The sequence below is a fragment of the Labrenzia sp. VG12 genome (assembly GCF_002237595.1).
Lineage (GTDB): Bacteria > Pseudomonadota > Alphaproteobacteria > Rhizobiales > Stappiaceae > Roseibium.
In genome coordinates, this window is record NZ_CP022529.1 from 3,482,751 (window position 1) to 3,503,914 (window position 21,164).

The window sequence follows — 21,164 nt, forward strand, 5'->3', positions numbered from 1 at the left end:
GCGGTTGACTTCCGGCACAAACGAATGATTTTGACCCTTTGGCATTAGCTTGACTAATGGGACGCTTGACCATGAGCAAAACACTCCCCCCTTGAACTGGTTTCGGGCCTTTGAGGCCGCGGCCAGACATTTGAGCTTCACGGCGGCAGCCGAGGAAATCGGCATGACCCAGTCGGCGGTCAGCCAGCAGATCAAATCGTTGGAAGTCCGACTTGGCGTCCCCCTGTTCGAGCGCAAACCAAGAAGTCTGGCCCTGACGGATCATGGCCGGCGCCTCCTGCCGCAGGTCGATGCGGCGCTCGAAACCCTGTCGGCTGCCACAGGCGCCTTCTTTACGGACCAGCCAGCCCGGCTTCTGACAGTGTCGGCCTCTGTCAGCGTCCTGCAATGGGTCATCGCCCCCTTGCTGCCGCGCTTTCGGGCAGAGCACCCGGACCTATCGCTGCGGTTCATCAGCGCCATCTGGCCCGACGAATTCAGCCGCACGCTTGCCGATATCGAGATCCGTTTCGGATCCAGGAAACAGGCCGCGCCGAAGGCCGTTCCACTCGGCTCCAACAAGCTGATTGCACTGAAGCCGAAAAACGTCGCGGTGCCCTTCGAAGAAATGCCGCTGATAGAGGCCATCGGCATTTCCGGTGGCTGGCCGGCGTGGGGCCGGGCGACAGGCAGCCCTGTTCAGTCGCCATCGATTTTTGTGGATTCTTATGGCGCCGCCCTGGATCTGGCCGTTCAGGGAAACGGTGCCTGCCTGGTCAATGAGTTGCTGTCCCGGCACCCCTTGCAACACGGCTTGATTGCCCGTGTTTCGGACGTGCTGATCGACGCCAAGGAAGGCTATTTTCTATCTTGCAACAGTGACACCGAAGACGCCAGGACCTTCACCGGCTGGTTGACCGGCGTGGCGGCCGGCAAGACAGCTTGACTTTTCGCACCATGCGATGGTCTTTCAGCACATGCAGATCCTCAAAGGCCACTGGCAGCTCATCCTGATCACCCTGGTGCTGTTCCTGTTCTGGAACTCGGTGTTCGTGGTTCCACTCAAGATTCTCATCGTCTATCTGCACGAGCTGGCCCATGCCCTGGCAGCAATTCTGACCGGTGGTTCCGTCGACGAGATTTCGCTCTCACCCAATCAGGGCGGTCATGTCATTGCCCGGGGCGGCAACCGCTTCCTCACGTTGACGGCGGGCTATCTCGGTTCCCTCCTGTTTGGTGTCGCCCTGCTGCTGCTGGCCTTGAAAACGGAAGCAGACCGCATGGTGCTGGGCGTGCTTGGCGGCCTCACGCTGATTGTGACGGCGCTTTACATCCGCGACTGGTTCGCGCTCGCGTTCTGCCTCGCGACCGGCATCGCCATGCTGGGCGCCGCGCGCTATCTCAGCGTCCAGGCCAACGACCTGATCCTGAGGGTCATCGGCCTGTCGAGCATACTCTATGTGCCATACGACATTTTCGACGACACGATCCGCCGCTCGGGCATCCGCTCCGACGCCTATATGCTGGCGGAAGAATTCGGCGGCCCGACGGTCTTCTGGGGCGGCCTGTGGCTGGCAGCGAGCCTGGCCATCATATATTACTGCCTGCGCCACGGCCTGGGCGAAAACAGCAACATGTCATTTTCCGGCAAACGCAAAACCGAAGGCTAGAGGGGCTGATATCTCGCCAGAACCGACCTGATGGATCTACAGGCCGCCGCCCCAGTAAAAACAGGACAGAGCGACCAGGAACCAGAGCCCCATCGTCAGCCAGTATCCCGCAGGTTCTTCCGACCGGTGATAGGCGCGATGCAGCCAGACCTTGCCCGTCACGAGATCGTAAAGCACCCAGACCAGCAACGCGATACCCAGCAGGGCCATCCAGGTCATGGCGTATCCTTTCCTGCCATCAGAGTTGCATGTGCCGCCGAAGGCTGTCGTGGAACCAGGTGATCGGATCTTCAGCGCCGGGGCCTTTCGACAGGGGCCCCGGTTCAAAGGCAGGCGAGGACAGCCCGCGCTGGACCTTCTCGCAAATCCAGATGTCCTCGGTCTGGAAATCACCTGTTTCAAGCGGATGCTGCGTCCAGTTTTCCGACGAAATCAAATCGCTCTTATTGTCGTAGCCCGGCACATGCTTGCGCTCGTCTGTCGATTGCCACGGTCCGACCCACTGGTAGACATCCAGACGTGTCCGATCGGCTGATAGCGGTTTCAGCGCGGTCAGCGAGAGACCATAGGGTGTCGGTACCACCAGCGTGAGCGGGAACAGAAAATAGACACCGCCATAACCTGGTGCCGACGCGCTCTTGATCATGCCGGTGCGTCCGCCTTCATTGCGGATCTTGGCCGGCAGCCGGTGACGAACGCCCTCCTCGTTGGCATACCAGATCATATGGTCTCCCGCCCGGTCCCAGACGTTCTTGTCCGGTGTCGGCCCACCAAGTGTTTTTTCGTGCAGATAGGCCAGATGATAGCCATCGAGAGCGTTTTCGACGAAGACTTTCCAGTTGCATTTGACGTCGTAGTGAAGCGGGACGCACGCCTTCACGTCGGCGGCAAAAAGATCATGCGGCCAGGCCTCGTTCGCAACCGTTCAGATCCAGGCTTCGAAATCGGCAGCCGGGTTCGCATTGACGAAGACCAAGTCTCGAAAGACACCGAGACCTGCCGGCTTCAGTCCGAACTCCGACCTGTCCAGCCCCGGAAAACAGGTCTGCCTATCCGGAACGCCGCGCAAGGCGCCGTCCAGTCCGTAGGTCCAGCGATGATAAGGGCAAACGATGCTGCCACCGGCATTGCCGCTCGGCCCGTCGAAAAGGGCCGCACCGCGATGGCGGCAATGGTTGTGAACCGCGTGCAGCGTTCCGTCCTTGGTCCGAAGAACCGCAACATCATAGGCCCCGATCTGCAGCGTGACATAGTCGCCGGGGCCGGGGCACATCTTGCTGGTGCCGGCATAGCACCAGGCACCGGCAAAAAGATCGCCGTTCTCTCGGTTCAACCAGTCAGGTTCGACATACGCGCTGCGCGGCAGACGGAAATTCTCGCTCATGTTGCCCTCGCCAGAGTGGACAGAAGAAGCCGCGCCGCCCGCTTCGAATCCTGTGAAAAGGACATCGGCACATTGATCGGGTGCAGCGCCTCGACGTTGAAATAGATCCCGGTGATTCCCGCAGCGACAGCCCGGACATCCTTGTCGTCAGCTCGAGAGTGGGCCGCGGCGATTTCCCTTGCCAGCACGTCGACAAAATCGCCCAGCCAGGTCTGCAGATGATCACCCAGCGCTCGGTCTTCCAGGGCAGCCGCGCTCAGGGCGTTGAACACCAGAACGGCCTGCGGATTGGCGTAACGGGGATCGAACAGGATCTCGATCAACGCCTCCATCCGGTTTTCCGCCGGCAACATGTCAAGGAGCGCCGCCGTGCTGCTGCGGCTCTGCGCCAGGAACCGTTCGACAAGCGCTGCCAGAAGGTCATCCCGGTTGCCGACATTGTGCCGGATCAGCGGCCGGGCAAGCCCCGCAATCTCGGCCGTCTTGCCGAGCGTCGCTCCTTCGACGCCATAACGCGCAACGCAGGTTTCAAACGCATCCAGGATCTGCTCCCTGCGATCGTCCTTGATGTCGGGCCGAGCCAAATGTCACCTCAAAATAGATTTTCAATCTTGACAAACAAATATCGTCACCACATTTAATTGTCAACCTTGATAATTTTGGAGAATGTCACTTGGACCGCATTCTATCACCTCTCAGCCCAGCCTGGCTCGAAGGACTGCAGGTCTTCATAGACGACTGGTTCTTTGTTTTTGCACTGGTGTTCCTGCTGTTCGAACTGGGCCGGTACTGGCTGCTCAAAAAGCTGAACTGGACCCTGATCGGGGATACGCTGACCAACTACGTCACGCTTGCCATGTTCATGGGCATCACCGTAGTCTTCCTGGCCGCGTTTTATGTTGCCGCCTTTTACTACGTCTGGCAGTTCGCGATCTTCGACATCGAGATCAACTGGGCAACGGTGCTGATCTGCATCGTGCTGGCGGATCTGGTCTACTATTGGGAACACCGTTTCCTGCACCGGGTGAATTTCGGCTGGGCGACCCATTCGGTTCATCACTCTTCGCCGTTTTTCAATATCTCGGTGGCCTATCGCTTCGGGCCGATGGATTCCTTCTGGCCGGTGCTGTTCCACCTGCCGCTTGTCCTGCTGGGGTTCAATCCGGTGGTCGTGGTCTTTGCTGAAGTCATCGTTCAGGTCTACCAGACAGCGCTGCACACAGAGGCGGTCAAGAAACTGCCGCGGCCAATCGAAGCCGTCCTGAACACGCCTTCCCATCACAGGGTGCACCACGGCTCGAACCCGGCCTATCTCGACAAGAACTACGCCGGCATCTTCATTATCTGGGACAGGATGTTCGGCACGTTCGCGGAAGAGCGGGAACCGGTCACCTATGGCCTGACCCGGCCCATCAACTCCGTCAATCCACTGATTGCCTTCTTTCATGGCTTCCATCGGCTCGGTCAGGAGATCTGGCAGATGCCCGACCTTGCCAACAAGGTCCGTGTCCTGACGAACCCGCCGGGCTGGCAACCGAAATCCGGCTCCCAAACCCCCAGGTCCGAGTAACAGGAGACACGCAGGCCAAACCATCGCCAACGCCTTGCCGCCGTTTTTATCAGTGCCGCCATCCTGGCCGGTGGTGCATGGGCCGCGAGCCTTGTCCCAGGCGCCAGCGCCAATGAGCTGAAAACCGGTGAAACCAGACAAGGCCTGTCTGTCACTGTGAAGAACATCCGCAACACCCGGGGACAGGTCATTGTTCTGGTCATGGAGGACGCTCACGCCTATCAAAGCGGAAATGACGAGGCTGCCGTGGGCTACCTGGAAATCCCGGCTTCGACGGGATCGGTACGGGCCGACTTTCCGGAGCTTGCCGGAGGGCGTTACGCTGTGATTGCGTTTCACGACGAAAACAGGAATCGCGACCTTGATCTGGAAGGCGAGATCCCAGTGGAGGGGTATGCGCTGTCCGGTGCCCGCGACGCCTATGACGAGCCGCCTTTCCAGCGGGCCGCATCGAAAGACCCGGTACGGACCATCAAAATGCACTATCTGAAGTAGACCCGCTTCCAGTATGACCCGAAAACAAAGGGGCTCACCCGGAGAGCTTCAGCCCGGGAGATCAGCGACTTGCCACCGCGCCCGGTGCGCTATTTCATCCGGCGCATTTCCAGCCTCAGCCAGACATTTTCCCCCTTCTTCGGGTTGACCCAAAGACGCGATCCCTTGACGGACAGGGAGTGGTCGTAAGGAACAAGCGCCGGCAGCCTGGTCCTCACTGTCACGTCGACCTCCTGCTGGGGCTTGGGTTCGTTCCCGAACAGGCTGTCGATCCTCATGGACAGGGTGAGCTGACCGGCGTCCGACAACCGTCCCTTGAACGTATCGAACATGGGTTTGTCGGAGGAAAAGACCTTGCCATCCAGAATGAAAATCTCGCCGCCCCGAACAGTGACCCTGGCCCGTGCCAGCAGCGAACGCAGATTGACGCCGCTTCTGTCCTGCGAGCCATAGTGCCAGCGATGAAACTGGAGCAGCCAGGTGCCGTCATAGGTGTTTGGCGTTGTTTCAAATGTCTTGAGCAGTGCAGTCAGCGTTTTTTCGGTAAGGAAGCCGCTTTCTTCGAGCCGGTTGCGGATCTGGTAACGGCGCAAGGCCGCACGTGACTTGGGCCCGAAGGCCCCGTCGGGGATACCGACGTCATAACCGAGCGCATTCAGCGCGACCTGAATGCGCTTATAGTCATCCGGCACCAGAGCCAGCTGGCGTTCGAGATCGTCGGGGGACCGGGAAAGCGGTTTCGCTGGCAGCGCCGACCCGGCCGCCTTCGGATCAAGACGGGCCAGCTTCGACCGGTCAAACCCGCTTTCCGGTTGTGTCTCTTCGGCAGTGTCCCGGTTCACAGGCGTTCCGGATTTCAGGGCAGCAAGTTTCAGGCGCGCCAGATCCACGAAACGCCCGTCGGGAAAACGATTGAGATAGGCCTCGAAATAAGCGGGGTCTTCCGACTGCCGGATCGAGTTCCAGTAGACAATTTCAGCCTGCTGCGGACCTGACATTGCCGGTTCTGATGCACTTCCCCCAGGCTCGCCTGTCAGGGACGGCAACGGTTTGAGAACCACCTCACCGGTCAGCGAGGAATTGTCCCAGGGAACCTGTTTGCCGTCGGTCGCCCGCAACACGTCATTGCGCACACGGATCAGATTGCGCGTGATGCCCTCACCGGGCGTGCCGAGATGTTGGACCAGCGCGGATGTGAAGGGGCTGTTCCGTCCGGTGCCGTCAAGCGCAACGTTTCCCGGCTGTGTGGCAAAACTGATCAATGTGCCGACACCCGTTCCGATCTGGGCCAGACCTCTACCAACGGCCGCAGACCGGCTCACCCCCATCGACCGCACCAGATTGCCTGCAAGCGGGTTGTTGCGGCATGCATCCAGGAAGACCAGACTCGTCCTGGAATTGCGCTCCATCGCGGCCAGGATCAGATCGACCTGGACCAGCTCGAACTGAATATCCTCTTCATGCAGAAGCTGCGCATTGATCGGGGCCAGATAGTTTTTTCCGTTCACCTGCAGGCCGTGCCCGGCATAATAGAACAGCGCGATATCCGTGTCCTTCAGCGCCGTCACGAAAGACCTGATCGTCTTGCGCATATCCTGATAGGTCAGGTCCACGCCCCTGGTGACCTGGAAGCCGAGAGACTCCAGCTTGGCCGTCATGTCGTTTGCATCATTGCCCGGATTGGGCAGCGACGGCACATTGAGATAGCTGGAATTGCCGATGACCAGAGCGAGCCGTCTGTCGGCAAGCGACGGCTGCACAAGTCCCAGTATCACACACAGAAAAACAAATATCCGCAGGAGTATCATCAGATCCTCCAGAGTGAGCCCACCTTCAGTCTCCGGAATTGCAGCACAGCTTCGGCTTTCCTGCAAGCAAGGGCCTGCTGAAGACCCGTGTCAGGCACAGTCCTCTGACCGGCTGCACAGGTTTGGAAACAGGTCACACCGACCTGAAAACGCGGTTCAGGCAGCGAGAGGAACAGGCTGCTAGGGCAGCCGGTCCCGGTCGATAAACTTGCGCAAGGCAAAACGGGAGCGGACGGCCCGGACACCAGCCACTTTCATCAGCTTGGCCTGCAGGAAGGTTTCATATTCCTCCAGTCCTTCAACCGCGACCTCAAGCAGGAAATCCTGCGCACCTGTCATCAACGCTCCGGTCACGACTTCCTCGAAAAGGGCCACCTGTTTCTGGAACTTCCGGATTTCTTCCGTGTCCTGCCGTTCAAGCTCCACGGACACAAAAGCTGTGATGCCAAACCCGGCGGCCTTCCGGTCAATCGTCGCGCTGTAACCGGCGATAAGACCCGTCTCTTCCAGTCTTTGAAGACGTCTTTTGCACGGGGTCGGGGACAGGCCGATAAGCTCGGCGAGCTGGACAACCGACATCCGGCCGTCTTCGCACAGGGCGCGCAGCATCTTCCGATCTATATCGTCAATAGTGATAGTCACTCTAAATTTTCCATTTTTGGAGCGTTTATCTCTAACTTTCCTATCGATAGACCCCAGAAGATGGTTTTTCAACCACTCTGCGGGGCTAAAATGGCACCAGACCTGCATTCTGGAGGAGGACAGAATTCCCATGCCGCTCACACTGACCGAAGAAAAAGCACCGGACGGCCACGAACGCCTGATCTATGCAGAAGACCCGGCCAGCGGATTGCGCGCCTATATCTGTCTTCATTCCACGGCCTATGGCCCGGCTGCAGGTGGCTGCCGCATGTGGAATTACGCGAGCAAGGAGGAGGCGCGCACCGACGTCCTTCGCCTGGCAGGCGGCATGACGAGCAAGAATGCCATGGCGGGCATCGAACTGGGAGGCGGCAAGTCCGTCATCATCGGCGACGCCCGGACTGACAAGTCTGAGGATCTTTTCCGCTCCTTCGGCCAGGCGGTGCATAGCCTCAACGGGACCTATTACACCGCTGAAGATGTCGGAATTTCGCCGGAAGACATGGCGGTTGTCGCAAGGGAGACCCCATATGCTGTCGGTCTGGATGGCGGCCCCCACGGCAGTGGAGATCCCTCGCCGTTCACGGCTGAAGGTGTCTTCCAGTGCCTGCGGGCCGCACGCGAGATCCTGTCGGGCAGCGATAACCTGAAAGGACAGCGCGTTCTGGTGCAGGGCCTGGGTCACGTCGGCATGTCCCTCGCCCAAAAACTGCATGCTGCCGGTGCGGACCTGATCGTTTCCGATATCAATCAGGCTGCGCTGGACGAGGCACGGCAGAAACTCGATGCGGAAATCTGCCCGGTGGAGGCAGTCTTCGAGACTGAATTCGACATTTTTGCCCCTTGCGCCCTGGGCGGAGTTCTGACGGCTGAAACGGCACGCAAACTGACCGCGAACCTCGTTTGCGGCGCCGCCAACAACCAGTTGGCAACACCGGAAGTGGCTGAAATCCTGCGCGCCCGCAACATCCAGTATCTGCCCGACTACGTGGTCAATGCGGGCGGCATCATCAGCGTGGCCGGTGAAATTCACAAGGCAGGCCCCGGTTATCGCGAAGAGCGCCTGACCGGGATCGCCTCGCGGATCCGCGACATCCTTGCCGACAGCCTGCGGACTGGAAAAACAACGATACAAGTCGCCGATGACATGGTTGAATCGATCCTGACCCAGGCACTCCAAGTCCGGAAAGGCGCAGCATGACCGATGACGTCAGCCCCCTATCGCTCAATGTCCCGGAACCAGGCTGTCGCCCCGGTGACACGCCTGATTTTTCCGACTTTGAAATTCCGCGCGCCGGATCGGTGCCGCGTCCTCCGGTGGACATCGACCCGGACGACATGCGCGACATGGCCTTTTCCATTGTCCGCGTACTGAACAAGAACGGTGAGGCCGTCGGCGACTGGGCCGGCTCGCTGACCAGCGACGACCTGAAGGCGGGCCTGCGCCACATGATGACCCTGCGCACCTTCGACGCGCGGATGATGAATGCGCAGCGGCAGGGCAAGACAAGTTTCTACATGCAGCACCTGGGCGAAGAAGCCGTCAGCTGCGCCTTCAGCCGAGCCATGCGGCCGGGGGACATGAATTTCCCGACCTACCGCCAGGCCGGCCTGCTCATCGCCCGTGACTATCCCATGCTCACGATGATGAACCAGATCTACTCAAACGCGGACGACCCGCTTCATGGCCGCCAGTTGCCGATCATGTATTCCTCGAAGGAACACGGCTTCTTTTCCATTTCCGGCAATCTCGGCACACAGTTCGTGCAATCCGTCGGCTGGGCCATGGCATCGGCGATTTCCGGAGACACGAAGATCGCTGCAGGCTGGATTGGCGACGGCTCCACTGCCGAAAGCGATTTCCATGCCGCAATGGTCTTTGCCTCGACCTATAGAGCGCCTGTTGTCCTGAACATCGTCAACAACCAGTGGGCCATCTCGACCTTTCAGGGCATTGCCCGCGGCGGTGTCGGAACCTTCGCCGCCCGTGGCCACGGGTTTGGCATCGCTTCCATCCGCGTCGACGGCAATGATTATCTGGCGGTGCATGCCGTTGCCAAATGGGCGTGTGAGCGTGCGCGCAAAGGCCTCGGACCGACGCTGATCGAGCATGTCACCTACCGCGCTGGCGGACATTCGACCAGCGACGATCCCTCTGCTTACCGGTCCAAGACCGAAGCTGCCGCCTGGCCGCTCGGCGATCCCATCGAGCGATTGAAAAAACACCTGATCGTCCTCGGCGAGTGGAGCGACGAACGCCATAAACAGGCGGAAGCCGAGATCCTGGACGAGGTGATCGCCGTTCAGAAAACCGCGGAAGCGGTCGGCACGCTCGGTGACGGCAAGGCACCGAGCCCGCGCGACATGTTTGAAGGCGTATACGAAACCATGCCGCCGCATCTGATCCGGCAGCGCCAGGAAGCGGGGTTCTGACATGGCACAGATGACCATGATCGAAGCGATCCGCGAGGCCCATGATGTTGCCATGGCCGCTGACGAAAAAGTCGTCGTCTACGGCGAAGACGTTGGCTATTTCGGGGGCGTCTTCCGGTGCACCGCCGGATTGCAGGAAAAATACGGCAAGTCGCGCTGTTTCGATGCTCCGATCAACGAGGCCGGCATCGTCGGAACGGCCATCGGCATGGCCGCCTACGGACTGAAACCGGTGATCGAAATCCAGTTCGCCGACTATGTCTATCCCGCCTATGACCAGATCGTCTCCGAGGCAGCACGCCTCCGGCATCGCTCCAATGCGGACTTCACCTGCCCGATCGTCATTCGCATGCCGACCGGCGGCGGAATTTTCGGCGGCCAGACCCACAGTCAGAGCCCGGAAGCGCTTTTCACGCACGTCTCGGGTCTGAAGGTTGTCATGCCGTCCAACCCCCGCGACGCAAAGGGGCTTTTGCTCGCCTCGATCGCTGATCCCGATCCCGTGATCTTTCTGGAGCCCAAGCGGCTCTACAACGGACCGTTTGACGGGCATCACGACAAACCCATCGTTTCCTGGAAGAAGCATGCTTTGGGGGACGTCCCGGACGGTGATGAGGCAGTGCCCCTGGGCAAGGCATCGCTCTACCGGGAAGGCAAGGACGTGACCGTCCTGGCCTATGGCACAATGGTCTATGTCGCCGAGGCGGCGGTGGAACAGTCGGGCGTTGATGCCGAGATTATCGATCTGCGCACCTTGATGCCCCTCGACCTGGACGCAATCGTGTCCTCCGTTGAGAAAACGGGCCGCTGCGTCATCGTGCATGAAGCCACCAGAACGTCCGGCTTTGGTGCCGAACTCATGTCTCTTGTTCAAGAAACCTGTTTCTATCACCTGGAGGCCCCCATGATCCGCGTCACGGGCTGGGACACCCCTTACCCTCACGCCCAGGAGTGGGAGTATTTCCCTGGACCGGGGCGCGTCGGCGAGGCCCTGAAAAAAGTCATGGAGGCCTGATCCATGGGTGTGTTCGCAATTCACTTGCCGGATGTCGGAGAAGGCATCGCCGAGGCGGAACTGATCGAGTGGAACGTCAAGCCGGGCGATCTGGTTCGCGAAGATGACGTCCTCGCATCCGTCATGACCGACAAGGCCACGGTCGAAGTTCCCTCCTCCGCTGAAGGCAAGGTGCTGGAACTCGGCGGTCAAGTAGGTGACCTTGTCCCGGTTGGTGCGGTTCTGGTCCGCATTGAAGTGGACGGGGAAGGCAATGAAACCGCCGCACAGGAGAGCGCAGCGCCGTCCCCCTCCCCCGTTGAAACGCCCGGCTCCGAAACACCGGCCAAGCCTGCACCGGTTGAAGAGATCCCGGGATCATCTCTCGCCGAGACCGCGGCAAAACCGGCTGACCCGGTCGTCAGCAGACCGGCCATCCCCCGTGCAAGCGGCACCAAGCCCCTTGCCTCGCCCTCCGTGCGCGCCCGTGCGCGGGAAGAGGGTGTCGACCTGCGCCAGGTCCCCGGAAGCGGCCCTGCCGGCCGGATCAGCCATGACGACCTGAACGCCTGGATCGCCACCGGAGGCATCCGACAGGGGACGGTCACACGCGCGCAAAACACCGGCATCGAAGAAATCCGCGTCATCGGCATGCGCCGCAAGATCGCGGAGAAAATGGCCCTGTCAAAACGACAGATCCCGCACATCACGATTGTCGAAGAAGTCGAGATGTCTGCTCTTGAAGATCTGCGGGCCGCCCTGAACACCAAACATGCCGGCGACCGACCCAAGCTGACGATCCTGCCGTTTCTGATGCGAGCCATCGTGGAAGCCGTGCGTGAGCAGCCCGATTTGAATGCCCGTTATGACGACGATGCGGGGGTCATTTATCGCCACGGAGGCGTCCATATCGGCATCGCCACGCAGACACCGGCCGGACTGAATGTCCCAGTCGTGCACCATGCCGAGGCCGGCAATCTCTGGGACAATGCAGGCGAAGTTGCCCGGCTCGCAGATGCCGCGCGGGACGGCTCGATCAAGCGCGACGAATTGAATGGCGGAACCATCACGATCACCTCGCTGGGGGCTCTCGGCGCGATCGCCACGACCCCCATCATCAACTACCCGGAAGTCGCCATTGTCGGCATCAACAAGATGCAGATCCGTCCTGTCTGGGACGGTCAGCAGTTCCAACCCAAAAAGATGATGAACATCTCCTGTTCCTTCGATCACAGGGTCATTGACGGCTGGGATGCCGCCGTTTTCGTCCAGAAACTGAAAACGCTGCTGGAGACACCAGCCATGCTGTTTGTCGAAGGATAAGGCTGATGACGGATATCAAATGCAAGTTGCTGATCATCGGCGCCGGACCTGGCGGCTATGTCTGCGCCATTCGCGCCGGACAGCTCGGCATCGACACGGTGGTTGTGGACGAGGCAAAACCGGGTGGCACCTGCCTGAATGTTGGCTGCATCCCCTCCAAGGCGCTTATCCATGCGGCCGATGAATTCTTCAAGATCACCCATGCGGACCAGGGCCCGCTCGGCATTCGTGCGGAAAACCCGACAATCGACCTGTCGAAGACCATTGCCTGGAAAGACGGGCTGGTGGACAGGCTGAATTCAGGTGTCGCGGCCCTCATGAAGAAGGCCAAGGCCCGTTTTGTCTCGGGCCGCGCCCGTTTTCTGGATGGCAAAACGGTGCAGGTCACGGGCGACGGCGACCCCTTCCATATTCGGGCGGAATACATCGTCGTCGCCACGGGCTCCGCTGCCGTTGAACTGCCCTTTCTGCCATTTGGTGGGCCAATCATGTCCTCCACGGAGGCCTTGAGCCTCACGGAGATCCCGAAGACACTCGCCGTTGTCGGTGGCGGTTATATCGGACTGGAGCTGGGCACCGTTTTTGCCAAACTCGGCAGCCAGGTCACGATTGTCGAAGCAGAAGACAGCATTCTGCCAGCATACGACAAAGGCCTGACAAAACCGGTCGTCAAACGTCTGGGCGAGCTGGGTGTTGCGCTTATGACCGGCACCAGGGCTCTGGGCCATCAAGGCGACACTCTTCAGACCGACAAGGGCGATGTCGACGCTGAAAAGGTTCTGGTGACCGTAGGCCGCAGACCCCGCACCATCGGCATCGGCATCGACGAGCTTGCGCTCACCCTGGACGGGCCCTTCATCAAGATCGACAAGACCTGCCAGACCTCCATGCGCGGCATCTATGCGATTGGCGACGTCACCGGTGAGCCGATGCTGGCGCATCGGGCAATGGCGCAAGGGGAAATGGTTGCCGAACACATCGCCGGCCAGGCCGTTGAATGGGACAGGCGTGCCATCCCGGCTGTCTGTTTCACGGACCCCGAACTCGTGCTGTGCGGTGCCTTGCCTGGCGAACTCGAGGGAACCAGGTCGAGCGAGTTTCCGTTCCAGGCCAACGGGCGGGCGATGACAACCGAACGGGAAGACGGTTTTGTCCGTGTTGTCTGGCGCGAGGCCGATCATGCGATTGTCGGCCTTCAGGCGGTGGGAACCGGCGTCTCTGAATTGTCCGCAGCCTTTTCCCTGGCGATCGAGATGGGCGCTTGCCTGGAAGACCTTGCAGGAACCATCCATGCCCACCCCACCCAGTCCGAGGGACTGCAGGAAGCCTGTCTGCGCGCCCTGGGGCACGCGCTCCATATCTAGAGACCTGGAGACAGGCTTGTTTTCCTGCGCCGTATCTGAGAAGCGCATGCCCTCATCCTGCTTCAGAGGGCTGCGCCGGGGGACGCAACAAAACAGGTTTTCAAAAGTTGGCGCCACCGGCAAAGATCACGATCAGACCGGCACCTGTCGCCATCAGTTTTTGCCACGGTTTCCGATATCCGATGAGCCCGAATGAGACCAGGCCAAGCCCAAGCCCGATCTTGACGGCCGACAACAGCGCCGGGACAGGCGTGTCTGCCAAGTCTATCAGGGCGGGATTTGCAATCATGGCCAGCGGGATCAGGTAGAGACCGACACCAAGCGCCATCGCTGTCAGCGCAACCTTCAGCCAGTTCTCGCCGATCATGCCGGCCGCGATGAAAACCGCGCCGCACACCGGTGGCGTGATTGTTGAAATCAGCGCAAACCAGAAAACGAAGAGATGCGCCTGAAGCGGCTCCAGCCCTTGCTGGATCAGCGCCGGACCAGCCACAGAGACACAGATGACGTAGGCAGCTGTCGTCGGCACTTCCATGCCCAGGATCAGGCAGGCGAGCGCCGTCAGCAGCAATGACGGCCACAGATAGCCTCCTGAGCCGGACAGGATCAGCGAGGTGATTTTCACGCCGAGGCCGGTGACGGCGAGCACACCGATGATGATCGATGCACACACGATGATTGACGCGATGACGGAGACCTGCCGGGCTGCGGTCAGAACCGCGTTTTCCATCCGGGCGAGGATCTGCCTCAGGTCAAATGTGCCACGTGCGTTGAAAAAGAGCAGGATGAAGCCTGCCAGGATTGCCAGACAGGCGGCATATTGCGGCGTATAGCGCACCACGAACATGCCCACGAGCAGCACCGTAAAAGGGATCAGGAAGAAGCCGGAGGTGATCGCCACCTGACGGAACCGTGGCTGATCCTCCTGATCGATCGCCGCCAGATCGAAGCGCTTTGCGTAAGCGTTGATGCCGATCCAGACCGCCAGAAAATAGAGAATGGCCGGCAGCAGCGCGGCCGCCATGATCTCGGTATAGGGAACCCGGGTCAGTTCCACCATGACAAAGGCCCCTGCCCCATCAGCGGCGGCATGATCTGGCCGCCGGACGACGCAACGGCCTCGACCGCGCCCGCCAGGCGCTTCGGATAGCCGAGCCGCGTCATGGCCGGCAGGGTGATCGCCCCGGTGGACGCAACATTGGCAGAAGCTGAACCGGAAATGGAACCAAACAGCGCCGAAGACAGAACGGACACCTTGGCGGCGCCGCCTTTCAGGCGGCCGGCGGCCGCCGCCGCCACATTCATGAAGCCCTGCCCCGCTTCTCCGGCGTTCAGAACGGCACCGAAAATCACGAAGATCGCAACCACGTTGACCGATACACCGGTCAGACTGCCCCAGATGCCGCCTTCGGCGATCGTCAGCGTGCCGAGAAAACTCGCCAGCGGCGTTCCCGAATGGCCGAATTCGCCGGGGATGTGCTGACCATAGAGGCCATAGGCGAGCGCAAGGGCTGCAACAATGGGCAATGGCCATCCGATCGCGCGCCGCGCTGCTTCGAGCACCGTGACGAGCAGCACGATGGCGACAAGTTTCTGGAAATCACCTTCCAGAAATCCGTATTGGTCGGACAGCATCGACTGGTTGGCGGCCACCCACAGGCATGCCGCGACACCAGCACAACAGAAGACCGCACCGCTGACCCGGGAAAGCCCGCTTCCACCGGCAAAAAGAAAGATCCACGGAAGGGCGAGCGCCAGATGGAGCGGACGGCTGACCAGATTGGGCACCAGCCCTGAAAAAATCAGGCCGAGATGAAACGCCACCAGCGCCAGCGCCAGAAGGATCATTGCCGTCCGCCAGAACGGATTGGATGCAGGTTCACCGCGGATCATGAAATCACTTGAAAGGTGGGAGGGTGGAACGAAAAAGGGGGCACGGCAGGCACAGGCAACTGACCGTCAACCTCGCGGGCGGAAAGTGCCAACGGCGCACAAACCCCGAGGCTGTGCGCCGCTGAAGAGAGAGACGAAACGGCTTACTTCTGAGCGTCCGTGAGCGGCATGCCCGCTTCTTCGTAGTAGCGGACGGCACCTGGATGCAGCTTGCCGGTGATGTTCGCCATCAACCCCTGATCCACGCCATTCCACCAGGGGGCTTCTTCGCCCATCTTGGCTTTTTCCTGCCAGAAGGTCTTGGTCAGCGCATAGGCCGTGTCATCGTCCATCGCCGTGGTGGTGTAGGCAACGACCGGCAGGGACGTGGTGACGATGTCAGTCTCCTGTCCTGCATAGGTTCCGGCCGGGATGACTAGCCGGGCGCGCTTGGTTTTGGCAATCTGGTCGTCGTCCAGCGACAGGACATTGACGCCGGTCGAAGCAGCAGCCTCGATCACATTCGGCGCCGGCCAGGATCCGGCGGTCACGAACCCGTCGATCTGGCCGTTTTTGAGCGCTGCGACCGCGTTGGACAGCTCGACTTCGGCCAGGTCGACCTTGCCTTCCAGGCCGAAGAGCTTGAGATACTTCTCGCCTTCCCGCGCGCCGAAAGAGCCCTTGCCCAAGAGAATGGTCTTGCCTTCCATGCCGGCAAAGTCTGTCACACCGCTGTCGGCGGACATGACAAAATGCATGGTCAGCGAGGGGATCGGGAACAGGGCCCGGATCTCGTCGAACTTGGGATCGCCCTTGCCTTCGAACATCGCCTTGCCGCCCTGGGCAAGCGAGACCAGAACCGGAGGCGTGGTAAAGACATAGTCGCCACCGCGCGCCCGCGCTTCCATCACGTTCTGGACGGACCCTTGGCTCTCCTCGACCGTGACGATCATGTCGCCATTGCTGCCGGCCTTGACCGCTTCGGCGATCTGCACGGCCATCTGGTAGTAGGAGGACGTGGATTTGGCGGACTTGTAGGTAATGCGGGTTTCGGCCTGTGCCTGTGTGACACCGACGGCGAGCGCCAGGGCGGCGCCCAGCTTGAGCAATGTGTTTTTCATGATGATCTCCCAGAAAGCCCAAGAGACTATGTCGGCTTTTCGGGAGTGGCAACGCGATTTCGGGACAAACCGGTACGCCTTGTTTCAAAGAAGCAAAAAAGCCGCCGGTGTTGCCACCGGCGGCTTTCAAACAGTCGGCAAGATATCGGTCTTATTTGGTGTCGTCGTCCGAAGCGGCCTCGCCGAAGACGTCCTCAACGGAGGCCGTTTCCTCTTCGTTGTCGGCGTCACCAGCGTCGCTGGTGTTCAGAGACCCCAGATTCGCAAACACGGCGTCGGCATCGATTTCTTCTTCCTCGTCCCGCTTGACCGGCTGGTTCGGGTCGAAGGAGAAGGCGGCCGCAATCGCGTCTTCGCTGGTCGATTCTTCGACCGGGATCAGGGTTTCTTCTGCGCCCGGAATCGGCTGCGGAGCATTCTTCGCGGCCTTTTCGACTTCCATGTCCAGTTCAAGCTGGCTGCACAGGCCGAGCGTCACCGGATCGGACGGCGTCAGGTTGGCCGAGTTCCAGTGGGTCCGGTCGCGAATGGCGGCAATGGTCGGCTTGGTGGTGCCGACAAGGCGCATGATCTGCGCGTCTTTGAGCTCCGGATGGTTGCGCACCAGCCACAGGATGGCATTCGGACGGTCCTGACGGCGGGACACCGGCGTGTAGCGCGGGCCCTTGCGCTTGGTTTCCGGAACGACGACCTTGGACCCCTGCAGCTTCAGCTGGTAATTCGGGTCCTTCTGCGCCTTTTCGACTTCTTCACGGGTCAGCTGGCCGGTCAGGATCGGGTCCAGGCCCTTGATGCCCTGCGCGGCTTCGCCATCGGCAATGGCCTTCACCTCAAGCGGATGCAGCTTGCAGAAGGAAGCGATCTGCGTGAAGCTCAGCGCGGTGTTGTCTACGAGCCAGACGGCGGTTGCCTTCGGCATCAGCGGCGTGTTCGCCATCGGATAAATTCCTCTCGTCTGCTCCCTCGCCCGGCAGGGCGAAAAAGCGGTGTTCCGTGTCAGTTTCCTGGGAAGTGGCCGGAATATAGGAGAATTCCGGCCGAAACGCAAATGGGAACACACAGGATGCGGTCCCCTGGCTTATTGCGCGACTTCAGCTTTCCAGCATCAAGACGATTTTGCCAATATGGCCAGAGCTTTCCATGCGCCGGTGTGCGTCAGCCGCTTCACTCAACGGAAAGGTCGAATCCATCACCGGGCCGATCCGACCCGATTCGATCAGCGGCCAGACCTTCTCGCGCAGGCTGTTTGCAATCTCGGTTTTGAAGGCATCGCTGCGCGGTCTCAGGGTCGAGCCGGTGTGTGTCAGTCGCTTCACCATCAGGCGGGAGAAGTTCACATTCTCCGCTATACCGTTCAGCGTCGCGATCTGGCAGATCCGCCCTTCGATCGCAGCCGCTTTCCAGTTCCGTTCCACGTAGTCTCCGCCGACCATATCGAGGATCACGTTCACGCCTTCACCGTCTGTGGCTTCCAGCACCGCTTTTTCAAAAGCCTGTTCCCGGTAATTGATGACGTGGTCCGCCCCCAGCGCCTTTACCGCCTCTGCCTTGTCTGCAGACCCGACCGTGGTGAACACCTCTGCGCCGAACGCCTTGGCGAGCTGAATGGCCGTCGTGCCGATCCCGGACGTGCCACCGTGAACCAGAAAGCGCTCACCGCTTTTCAGGCCGCTCCGGTCGAAGACATTCGTCCAGACCGTGAAAAAGGTCTCCGGTAGCGCGGCCGCCTGGATCATGCTCAGCCCCTCCGGCACCGGCAGGGCATGGCCTTCAGGCACCTTGCAATACTCCGCGTAACCGCCCCCGGGCGCCAGCGCTGTCACTTTTGCGCCAATTGGGTGGAGCGTCGCTCCCGTGCCACAGGCAACCACTTCACCGGCCACTTCCAGCCCCGGCAGATCGGAGGCGCCCTTGGGAGGCGGATAGGCGCCCTTGCGCTGCAGCACGTCGGGCCGGTTAACCCCGGCTGCGGCCACACGGATCAGGATTTCGCCCTGTCCCAATTCGGGAACCGGCCGGGTTTCGATTTTGAGAACCTCCGGTCCGCCGGGTTCGGAAATCGCAACAACCGTCATGCTGTCCGGCAGTTTCTGCATGTCAGACCATTCCTTTTGGTTCATTTTGGGACTGGCTAGGCGATCTGTGCCTGGCATATGGTAAATTGATACTTACACTATCTGCAGGCAGGCGCCCCGGACAAGTAAGCCTTCCGGACCCTGCCCGAGACATGCTTGGGAGCAAGATGATGGGCCTCTTTGACGACGATGTCCCCAGAAAATCGGAGACCGCGGAGATTTCGGTCGGCCAGGATCTGTCGCGCCTGTCAGAGGAGGAACTGTCCGAGCGGATCGAGGCTTTAACCGAGGAAATTAACCGTACCCAGAAGGAGCTCGAGCAACGCAGCACTATTCGCAATGCGGCTGACGCCTTCTTTCAGAAATGATCCTGTAAATTATTACATATTTTGAAGAAAGCGCCATTCACATCGAGCACTTACAGTAAACACTGTAGGTAAAAATTTACTCGTTTACCTCTTATTAATCTTTCCAAAGTATAAATTTAGTCATCCAGTCATCTGGATGTGAGTGGCTCCTGTCCACTCTGTTTGACGCCTCCCTGTTAAAGACTCAGAGCCGCAACCGTGCGGCTCTTTTTTTTGCCTCCACCTCATAGTATCTTGTCAGAGTTCTGGTTAATGGCCGTTTACCGTTTCAGTTGGCACGTGCTTTGCTGGATATACGGCATGAAGACCTGCATCGTTCCAAAAAGGAACACTCGGACCGGGATGACACATTTCGAGACGGGACAACAAAAGATGCGGGACAACCGGAAGAGTAACTGAGGCGTAGCAATCCTATGACGGAAGACATTAAAAAAGCCGGTGACACCTTGGGCGCAGTTCACATCGCGCATCACCTCGCCAGCTCCGACAGCTTCCAGACGCTGTTTCAGGAAGGCATGTCGCTGGTTGAGGAAACCGCGATGTATCTGGACGGTGAAGGCCGCGAGGAAGCCAAGGAACTGCCACGCCCCGCCTCCCTGGCCTATGCCACCGAATCCATGCGCCTGACCACGCGCCTGATGCAGCTGGCGTCCTGGCTGCTGCTGCAGCGTGCCGTCAACGAAGGCGAAATGTCGCGCGAACAGGCCGGCAGCGACAAGAACAAGGTGCGCCTCGACAAGCTCTCCAGCTCCACCGGCGGCCCTGCCTGGAACGACCTGCCGGCAACCCTGCGCGTTCTGATCGAGCGTTCCACCCGTTTGCAGGAGCGGATCGTGCATCTCGACACGATGCTCTACCGCAAGTCCGAAGAGCCGGTCGAAGAGGCCACCAACGACAATCCGGTCGCCTCGCAGCTCAACAAGCTGCATGCCGCCTTCGGCAAGCTCGGCTGATCCCGGTCAAATCTCTTTCGCATCTGAAAAGCCGCCGCAAGGCGGCTTTTTTGTTGGCTGCACGGCAAACAAGCCTGCGAACACCCGACAGGCTCGCCATGTCAGCCAACGTCACACAGCGCCCACAGAGCCGCGAACCAGACTGTTACAAATCCTGCATCCGGCCGGTCTGTTGAGCGATCCGCATCGTCTCATGCTCTTCCATGGCAAGCAGCGCCTGGAGAAGCTCCTTTGCCTCGGGAATGTCGGCGCGCCGGAGCAGGTCCCGATAGAGATCGATGGCCTGGTTGTGCACGTCGAACACGGTCAGGCAAATCTCGTTGAAGTTCATCTTCTCAAAGGGCACGTCGCAGCTGCGTTTGAGATCGATCTGCTCATGGCTCAGATAGTCATAGACCCAGGTATTGAGCGCGCTCAGATCAGCGCGCTGCTCGAAACCTTCAATGATCTTCTCCAGCGCCGCCTCGTGATCGGCAAGGTAAGACAGCAGCATCCTTGCCATCTCCTGGTCATGCAGCGCCGACCCGGTTGTCAGGCGTTCGCCAAGCTGACGGTGCATCAGACGGGTCCAGTCGATGAGATCAGAGATCGTTTTGACTTTCATGCGCTTGGTCCTTTTGGCCGCTCAGTCGCGTCCTGCCACAAAACCGGACGATCGAGGCTGGAATGACTCTGGTCTCTTGTTTATCCGGCACCGGAGGGGCACCTGGCAAGGTTCGAAAGCCGGAATGAACAATTCCTGGCGCGCCCTCGCAAACTCGCATGGAGCGGCGTATCTACTCCAAAACACAAAAAACCCGGCCGCAAGGCCGGGTTTTCGTTCGAAACTGTCGATGGTCTGAGGTCTTAGGAGCCCAGGAAACCAGCGAACTTGTTCTTGAAGCGGGACACGCGGCCGCCGCGGTCCATCAGCTGACGGTCGCCGCCGGTCCAGGCCGGGTGAGACGTCGGGTCGATGTCGAGCGTCAGGGTGTCGCCTTCCGAACCATAGGTGGAACGGGTGGTGTATTCGGTGCCATCGGTCATGACGACCTTGATGGTGTGGTAGTCGGGATGAATATCCGCTTTCATGGCCGGTCCTTTCAAACGCCTCGCAGCTGTCTTTCGAAAAGA

General features: G+C 60.0%; 22 protein-coding genes and 1 pseudogene. 11 read left to right on the plus strand and 12 right to left on the minus strand.

All coding sequences use genetic code 11. The annotated features are described in order from the left end of the window. Positions 1 to 91 precede the first annotated feature (91 nt). Both CHH27_RS16070 and CHH27_RS16075 read left to right on the plus strand, forming a co-directional pair. A complete protein-coding gene (locus tag CHH27_RS16070; RefSeq protein WP_208988249.1) occupies positions 92 to 925 on the plus strand; it encodes a LysR family transcriptional regulator in 834 nt (277 codons plus the stop codon). A 31-nt stretch (positions 926 to 956) separates the two neighbouring features. Continuing rightward, positions 957 to 1,649 carry a M50 family metallopeptidase gene (locus CHH27_RS16075; protein ID WP_094074801.1) on the plus strand — a complete coding sequence of 231 codons (693 nt, stop codon included), beginning with the start codon at positions 957 to 959 and terminating at the stop codon, positions 1,647 to 1,649. A 36-nt stretch (positions 1,650 to 1,685) separates the two neighbouring features. Here the strand turns inward: CHH27_RS16075 and CHH27_RS16080 are convergent, their stop codons facing one another. The 4 genes from CHH27_RS16080 to CHH27_RS16095 are packed head-to-tail and all read right to left on the minus strand — an operon-like array spanning position 1,686 to position 3,617. Beyond that, complete coding sequence (locus tag CHH27_RS16080) at positions 1,686 to 1,868, minus strand: hypothetical protein (RefSeq protein ID WP_094072486.1); 183 nt, start codon at positions 1,866 to 1,868, stop codon at positions 1,686 to 1,688. Positions 1,869 to 1,887: 19 nt separating this feature from the next. Continuing rightward, complete coding sequence (locus CHH27_RS16085; protein ID WP_094072487.1) at positions 1,888 to 2,529, minus strand: RHO alpha subunit C-terminal catalytic domain-containing protein; 642 nt, start codon at positions 2,527 to 2,529, stop codon at positions 1,888 to 1,890. 45 nt (positions 2,530 to 2,574) lie between these two features. Then, positions 2,575 to 3,033, minus strand: coding sequence for an aromatic ring-hydroxylating dioxygenase subunit alpha (locus CHH27_RS16090; RefSeq protein WP_094072488.1), 459 nt, complete (start codon positions 3,031 to 3,033; stop codon positions 2,575 to 2,577). Then, the gene (locus CHH27_RS16095) at positions 3,030 to 3,617 is read right to left on the minus strand and encodes a TetR/AcrR family transcriptional regulator (protein WP_094072489.1); all 588 of its coding nucleotides are present in this window, start codon (positions 3,615 to 3,617) and stop codon (positions 3,030 to 3,032) included. Before CHH27_RS16095 ends, CHH27_RS16090 begins: the two co-directional genes overlap by 4 nt. An 89-nt stretch (positions 3,618 to 3,706) precedes the next feature. Between CHH27_RS16095 and CHH27_RS16100 the strand changes: the two genes are divergently transcribed. Both CHH27_RS16100 and CHH27_RS16105 read left to right on the plus strand, forming a co-directional pair. Further along, positions 3,707 to 4,603 (plus strand): sterol desaturase family protein, encoded by an 897-nt coding sequence (locus CHH27_RS16100; protein WP_094072490.1) that lies wholly within the window; start codon positions 3,707 to 3,709, stop codon positions 4,601 to 4,603. Between the two features lie 156 nt (positions 4,604 to 4,759). Beyond that, positions 4,760 to 5,098, plus strand: a complete 339-nt coding sequence (locus CHH27_RS16105; RefSeq protein WP_157738957.1) for a DUF2141 domain-containing protein — start codon at positions 4,760 to 4,762, stop codon at positions 5,096 to 5,098. An 89-nt stretch (positions 5,099 to 5,187) separates the two neighbouring features. Here CHH27_RS16105 and CHH27_RS16110 read toward each other — a convergent pair whose 3' ends face one another. Further along, a complete protein-coding gene (locus tag CHH27_RS16110; RefSeq protein ID WP_157738958.1) occupies positions 5,188 to 6,906 on the minus strand; it encodes a caspase family protein in 1,719 nt (572 codons plus the stop codon). Positions 6,907 to 7,086: 180 nt separating this feature from the next. Further along, on the minus strand, positions 7,087 to 7,548 hold the full coding sequence (locus CHH27_RS16115; RefSeq protein WP_247646116.1) for an Lrp/AsnC family transcriptional regulator: 462 nt from the start codon (positions 7,546 to 7,548) through the stop codon (positions 7,087 to 7,089). A gap of 130 nt (positions 7,549 to 7,678) precedes the next feature. Here CHH27_RS16115 and CHH27_RS16120 point away from each other — a divergent pair, with 130 nt between their 5' ends. From CHH27_RS16120 to lpdA, 5 genes are read left to right on the plus strand one after another with little or no spacing between them, the layout of a single operon-like run. Further along, positions 7,679 to 8,749 (plus strand): Glu/Leu/Phe/Val dehydrogenase, encoded by a 1,071-nt coding sequence (locus CHH27_RS16120; protein ID WP_094072493.1) that lies wholly within the window; start codon positions 7,679 to 7,681, stop codon positions 8,747 to 8,749. After that, positions 8,746 to 9,981, plus strand: a complete 1,236-nt coding sequence (locus CHH27_RS16125) for a 3-methyl-2-oxobutanoate dehydrogenase (2-methylpropanoyl-transferring) subunit alpha (protein ID WP_094072494.1) — start codon at positions 8,746 to 8,748, stop codon at positions 9,979 to 9,981. Before CHH27_RS16120 ends, CHH27_RS16125 begins: the two co-directional genes overlap by 4 nt. 1 nt (position 9,982) lies before the next feature. Further along, positions 9,983 to 10,996, plus strand: a complete 1,014-nt coding sequence (locus tag CHH27_RS16130) for an alpha-ketoacid dehydrogenase subunit beta (protein ID WP_094072495.1) — start codon at positions 9,983 to 9,985, stop codon at positions 10,994 to 10,996. 3 nt (positions 10,997 to 10,999) lie between these two features. Then, entirely contained in the window at positions 11,000 to 12,298 is a 1,299-nt protein-coding gene (locus CHH27_RS16135) for a dihydrolipoamide acetyltransferase family protein (protein ID WP_094072496.1), read from the plus strand. A 5-nt stretch (positions 12,299 to 12,303) separates the two neighbouring features. Further along, complete coding sequence (gene lpdA / locus CHH27_RS16140) at positions 12,304 to 13,662, plus strand: dihydrolipoyl dehydrogenase (RefSeq protein ID WP_094072497.1); 1,359 nt, start codon at positions 12,304 to 12,306, stop codon at positions 13,660 to 13,662. A gap of 100 nt (positions 13,663 to 13,762) precedes the next feature. Here the strand turns inward: lpdA and CHH27_RS16145 are convergent. The 4 genes and pseudogenes from CHH27_RS16145 to CHH27_RS16160 all read right to left on the minus strand — a co-directional run bounded on the left by CHH27_RS16145 (position 13,763) and on the right by CHH27_RS16160 (position 18,751). Then, a pseudogene (locus CHH27_RS16145) lies at positions 13,763 to 15,510 on the minus strand (TRAP transporter permease). A 188-nt stretch (positions 15,511 to 15,698) separates the two neighbouring features. Continuing rightward, positions 15,699 to 16,655, minus strand: a complete 957-nt coding sequence (locus CHH27_RS16150) for a TAXI family TRAP transporter solute-binding subunit (protein WP_094072498.1) — start codon at positions 16,653 to 16,655, stop codon at positions 15,699 to 15,701. Between the two features lie 151 nt (positions 16,656 to 16,806). Next, positions 16,807 to 17,592 (minus strand): DUF1013 domain-containing protein, encoded by a 786-nt coding sequence (locus CHH27_RS16155; RefSeq protein ID WP_094072499.1) that lies wholly within the window; start codon positions 17,590 to 17,592, stop codon positions 16,807 to 16,809. Between the two features lie 154 nt (positions 17,593 to 17,746). Further along, a complete protein-coding gene (locus CHH27_RS16160) occupies positions 17,747 to 18,751 on the minus strand; it encodes an NAD(P)H-quinone oxidoreductase (protein ID WP_094074803.1) in 1,005 nt (334 codons plus the stop codon). Between the two features lie 131 nt (positions 18,752 to 18,882). On the opposite strand from CHH27_RS16160, the gene CHH27_RS16165 reads away from it, so the two are divergent. Both CHH27_RS16165 and CHH27_RS16170 read left to right on the plus strand, forming a co-directional pair. Continuing rightward, on the plus strand, positions 18,883 to 19,098 hold the full coding sequence (locus CHH27_RS16165) for a DUF1192 domain-containing protein (protein ID WP_247646117.1): 216 nt from the start codon (positions 18,883 to 18,885) through the stop codon (positions 19,096 to 19,098). A 413-nt stretch (positions 19,099 to 19,511) separates the two neighbouring features. Then, positions 19,512 to 20,051, plus strand: coding sequence for a DUF1465 family protein (locus CHH27_RS16170; protein ID WP_094072500.1), 540 nt, complete (start codon positions 19,512 to 19,514; stop codon positions 20,049 to 20,051). A 145-nt stretch (positions 20,052 to 20,196) separates the two neighbouring features. On the opposite strand, the gene CHH27_RS16175 is transcribed toward CHH27_RS16170, so the two are convergent. Then, the gene (locus tag CHH27_RS16175) at positions 20,197 to 20,655 is read right to left on the minus strand and encodes an ATPase (RefSeq protein ID WP_094072501.1); all 459 of its coding nucleotides are present in this window, start codon (positions 20,653 to 20,655) and stop codon (positions 20,197 to 20,199) included. A 242-nt stretch (positions 20,656 to 20,897) separates the two neighbouring features. Then, entirely contained in the window at positions 20,898 to 21,122 is a 225-nt protein-coding gene (rpmE, locus tag CHH27_RS16180; RefSeq protein WP_094074805.1) for a 50S ribosomal protein L31, read from the minus strand. Positions 21,123 to 21,164 lie beyond the last annotated feature (42 nt).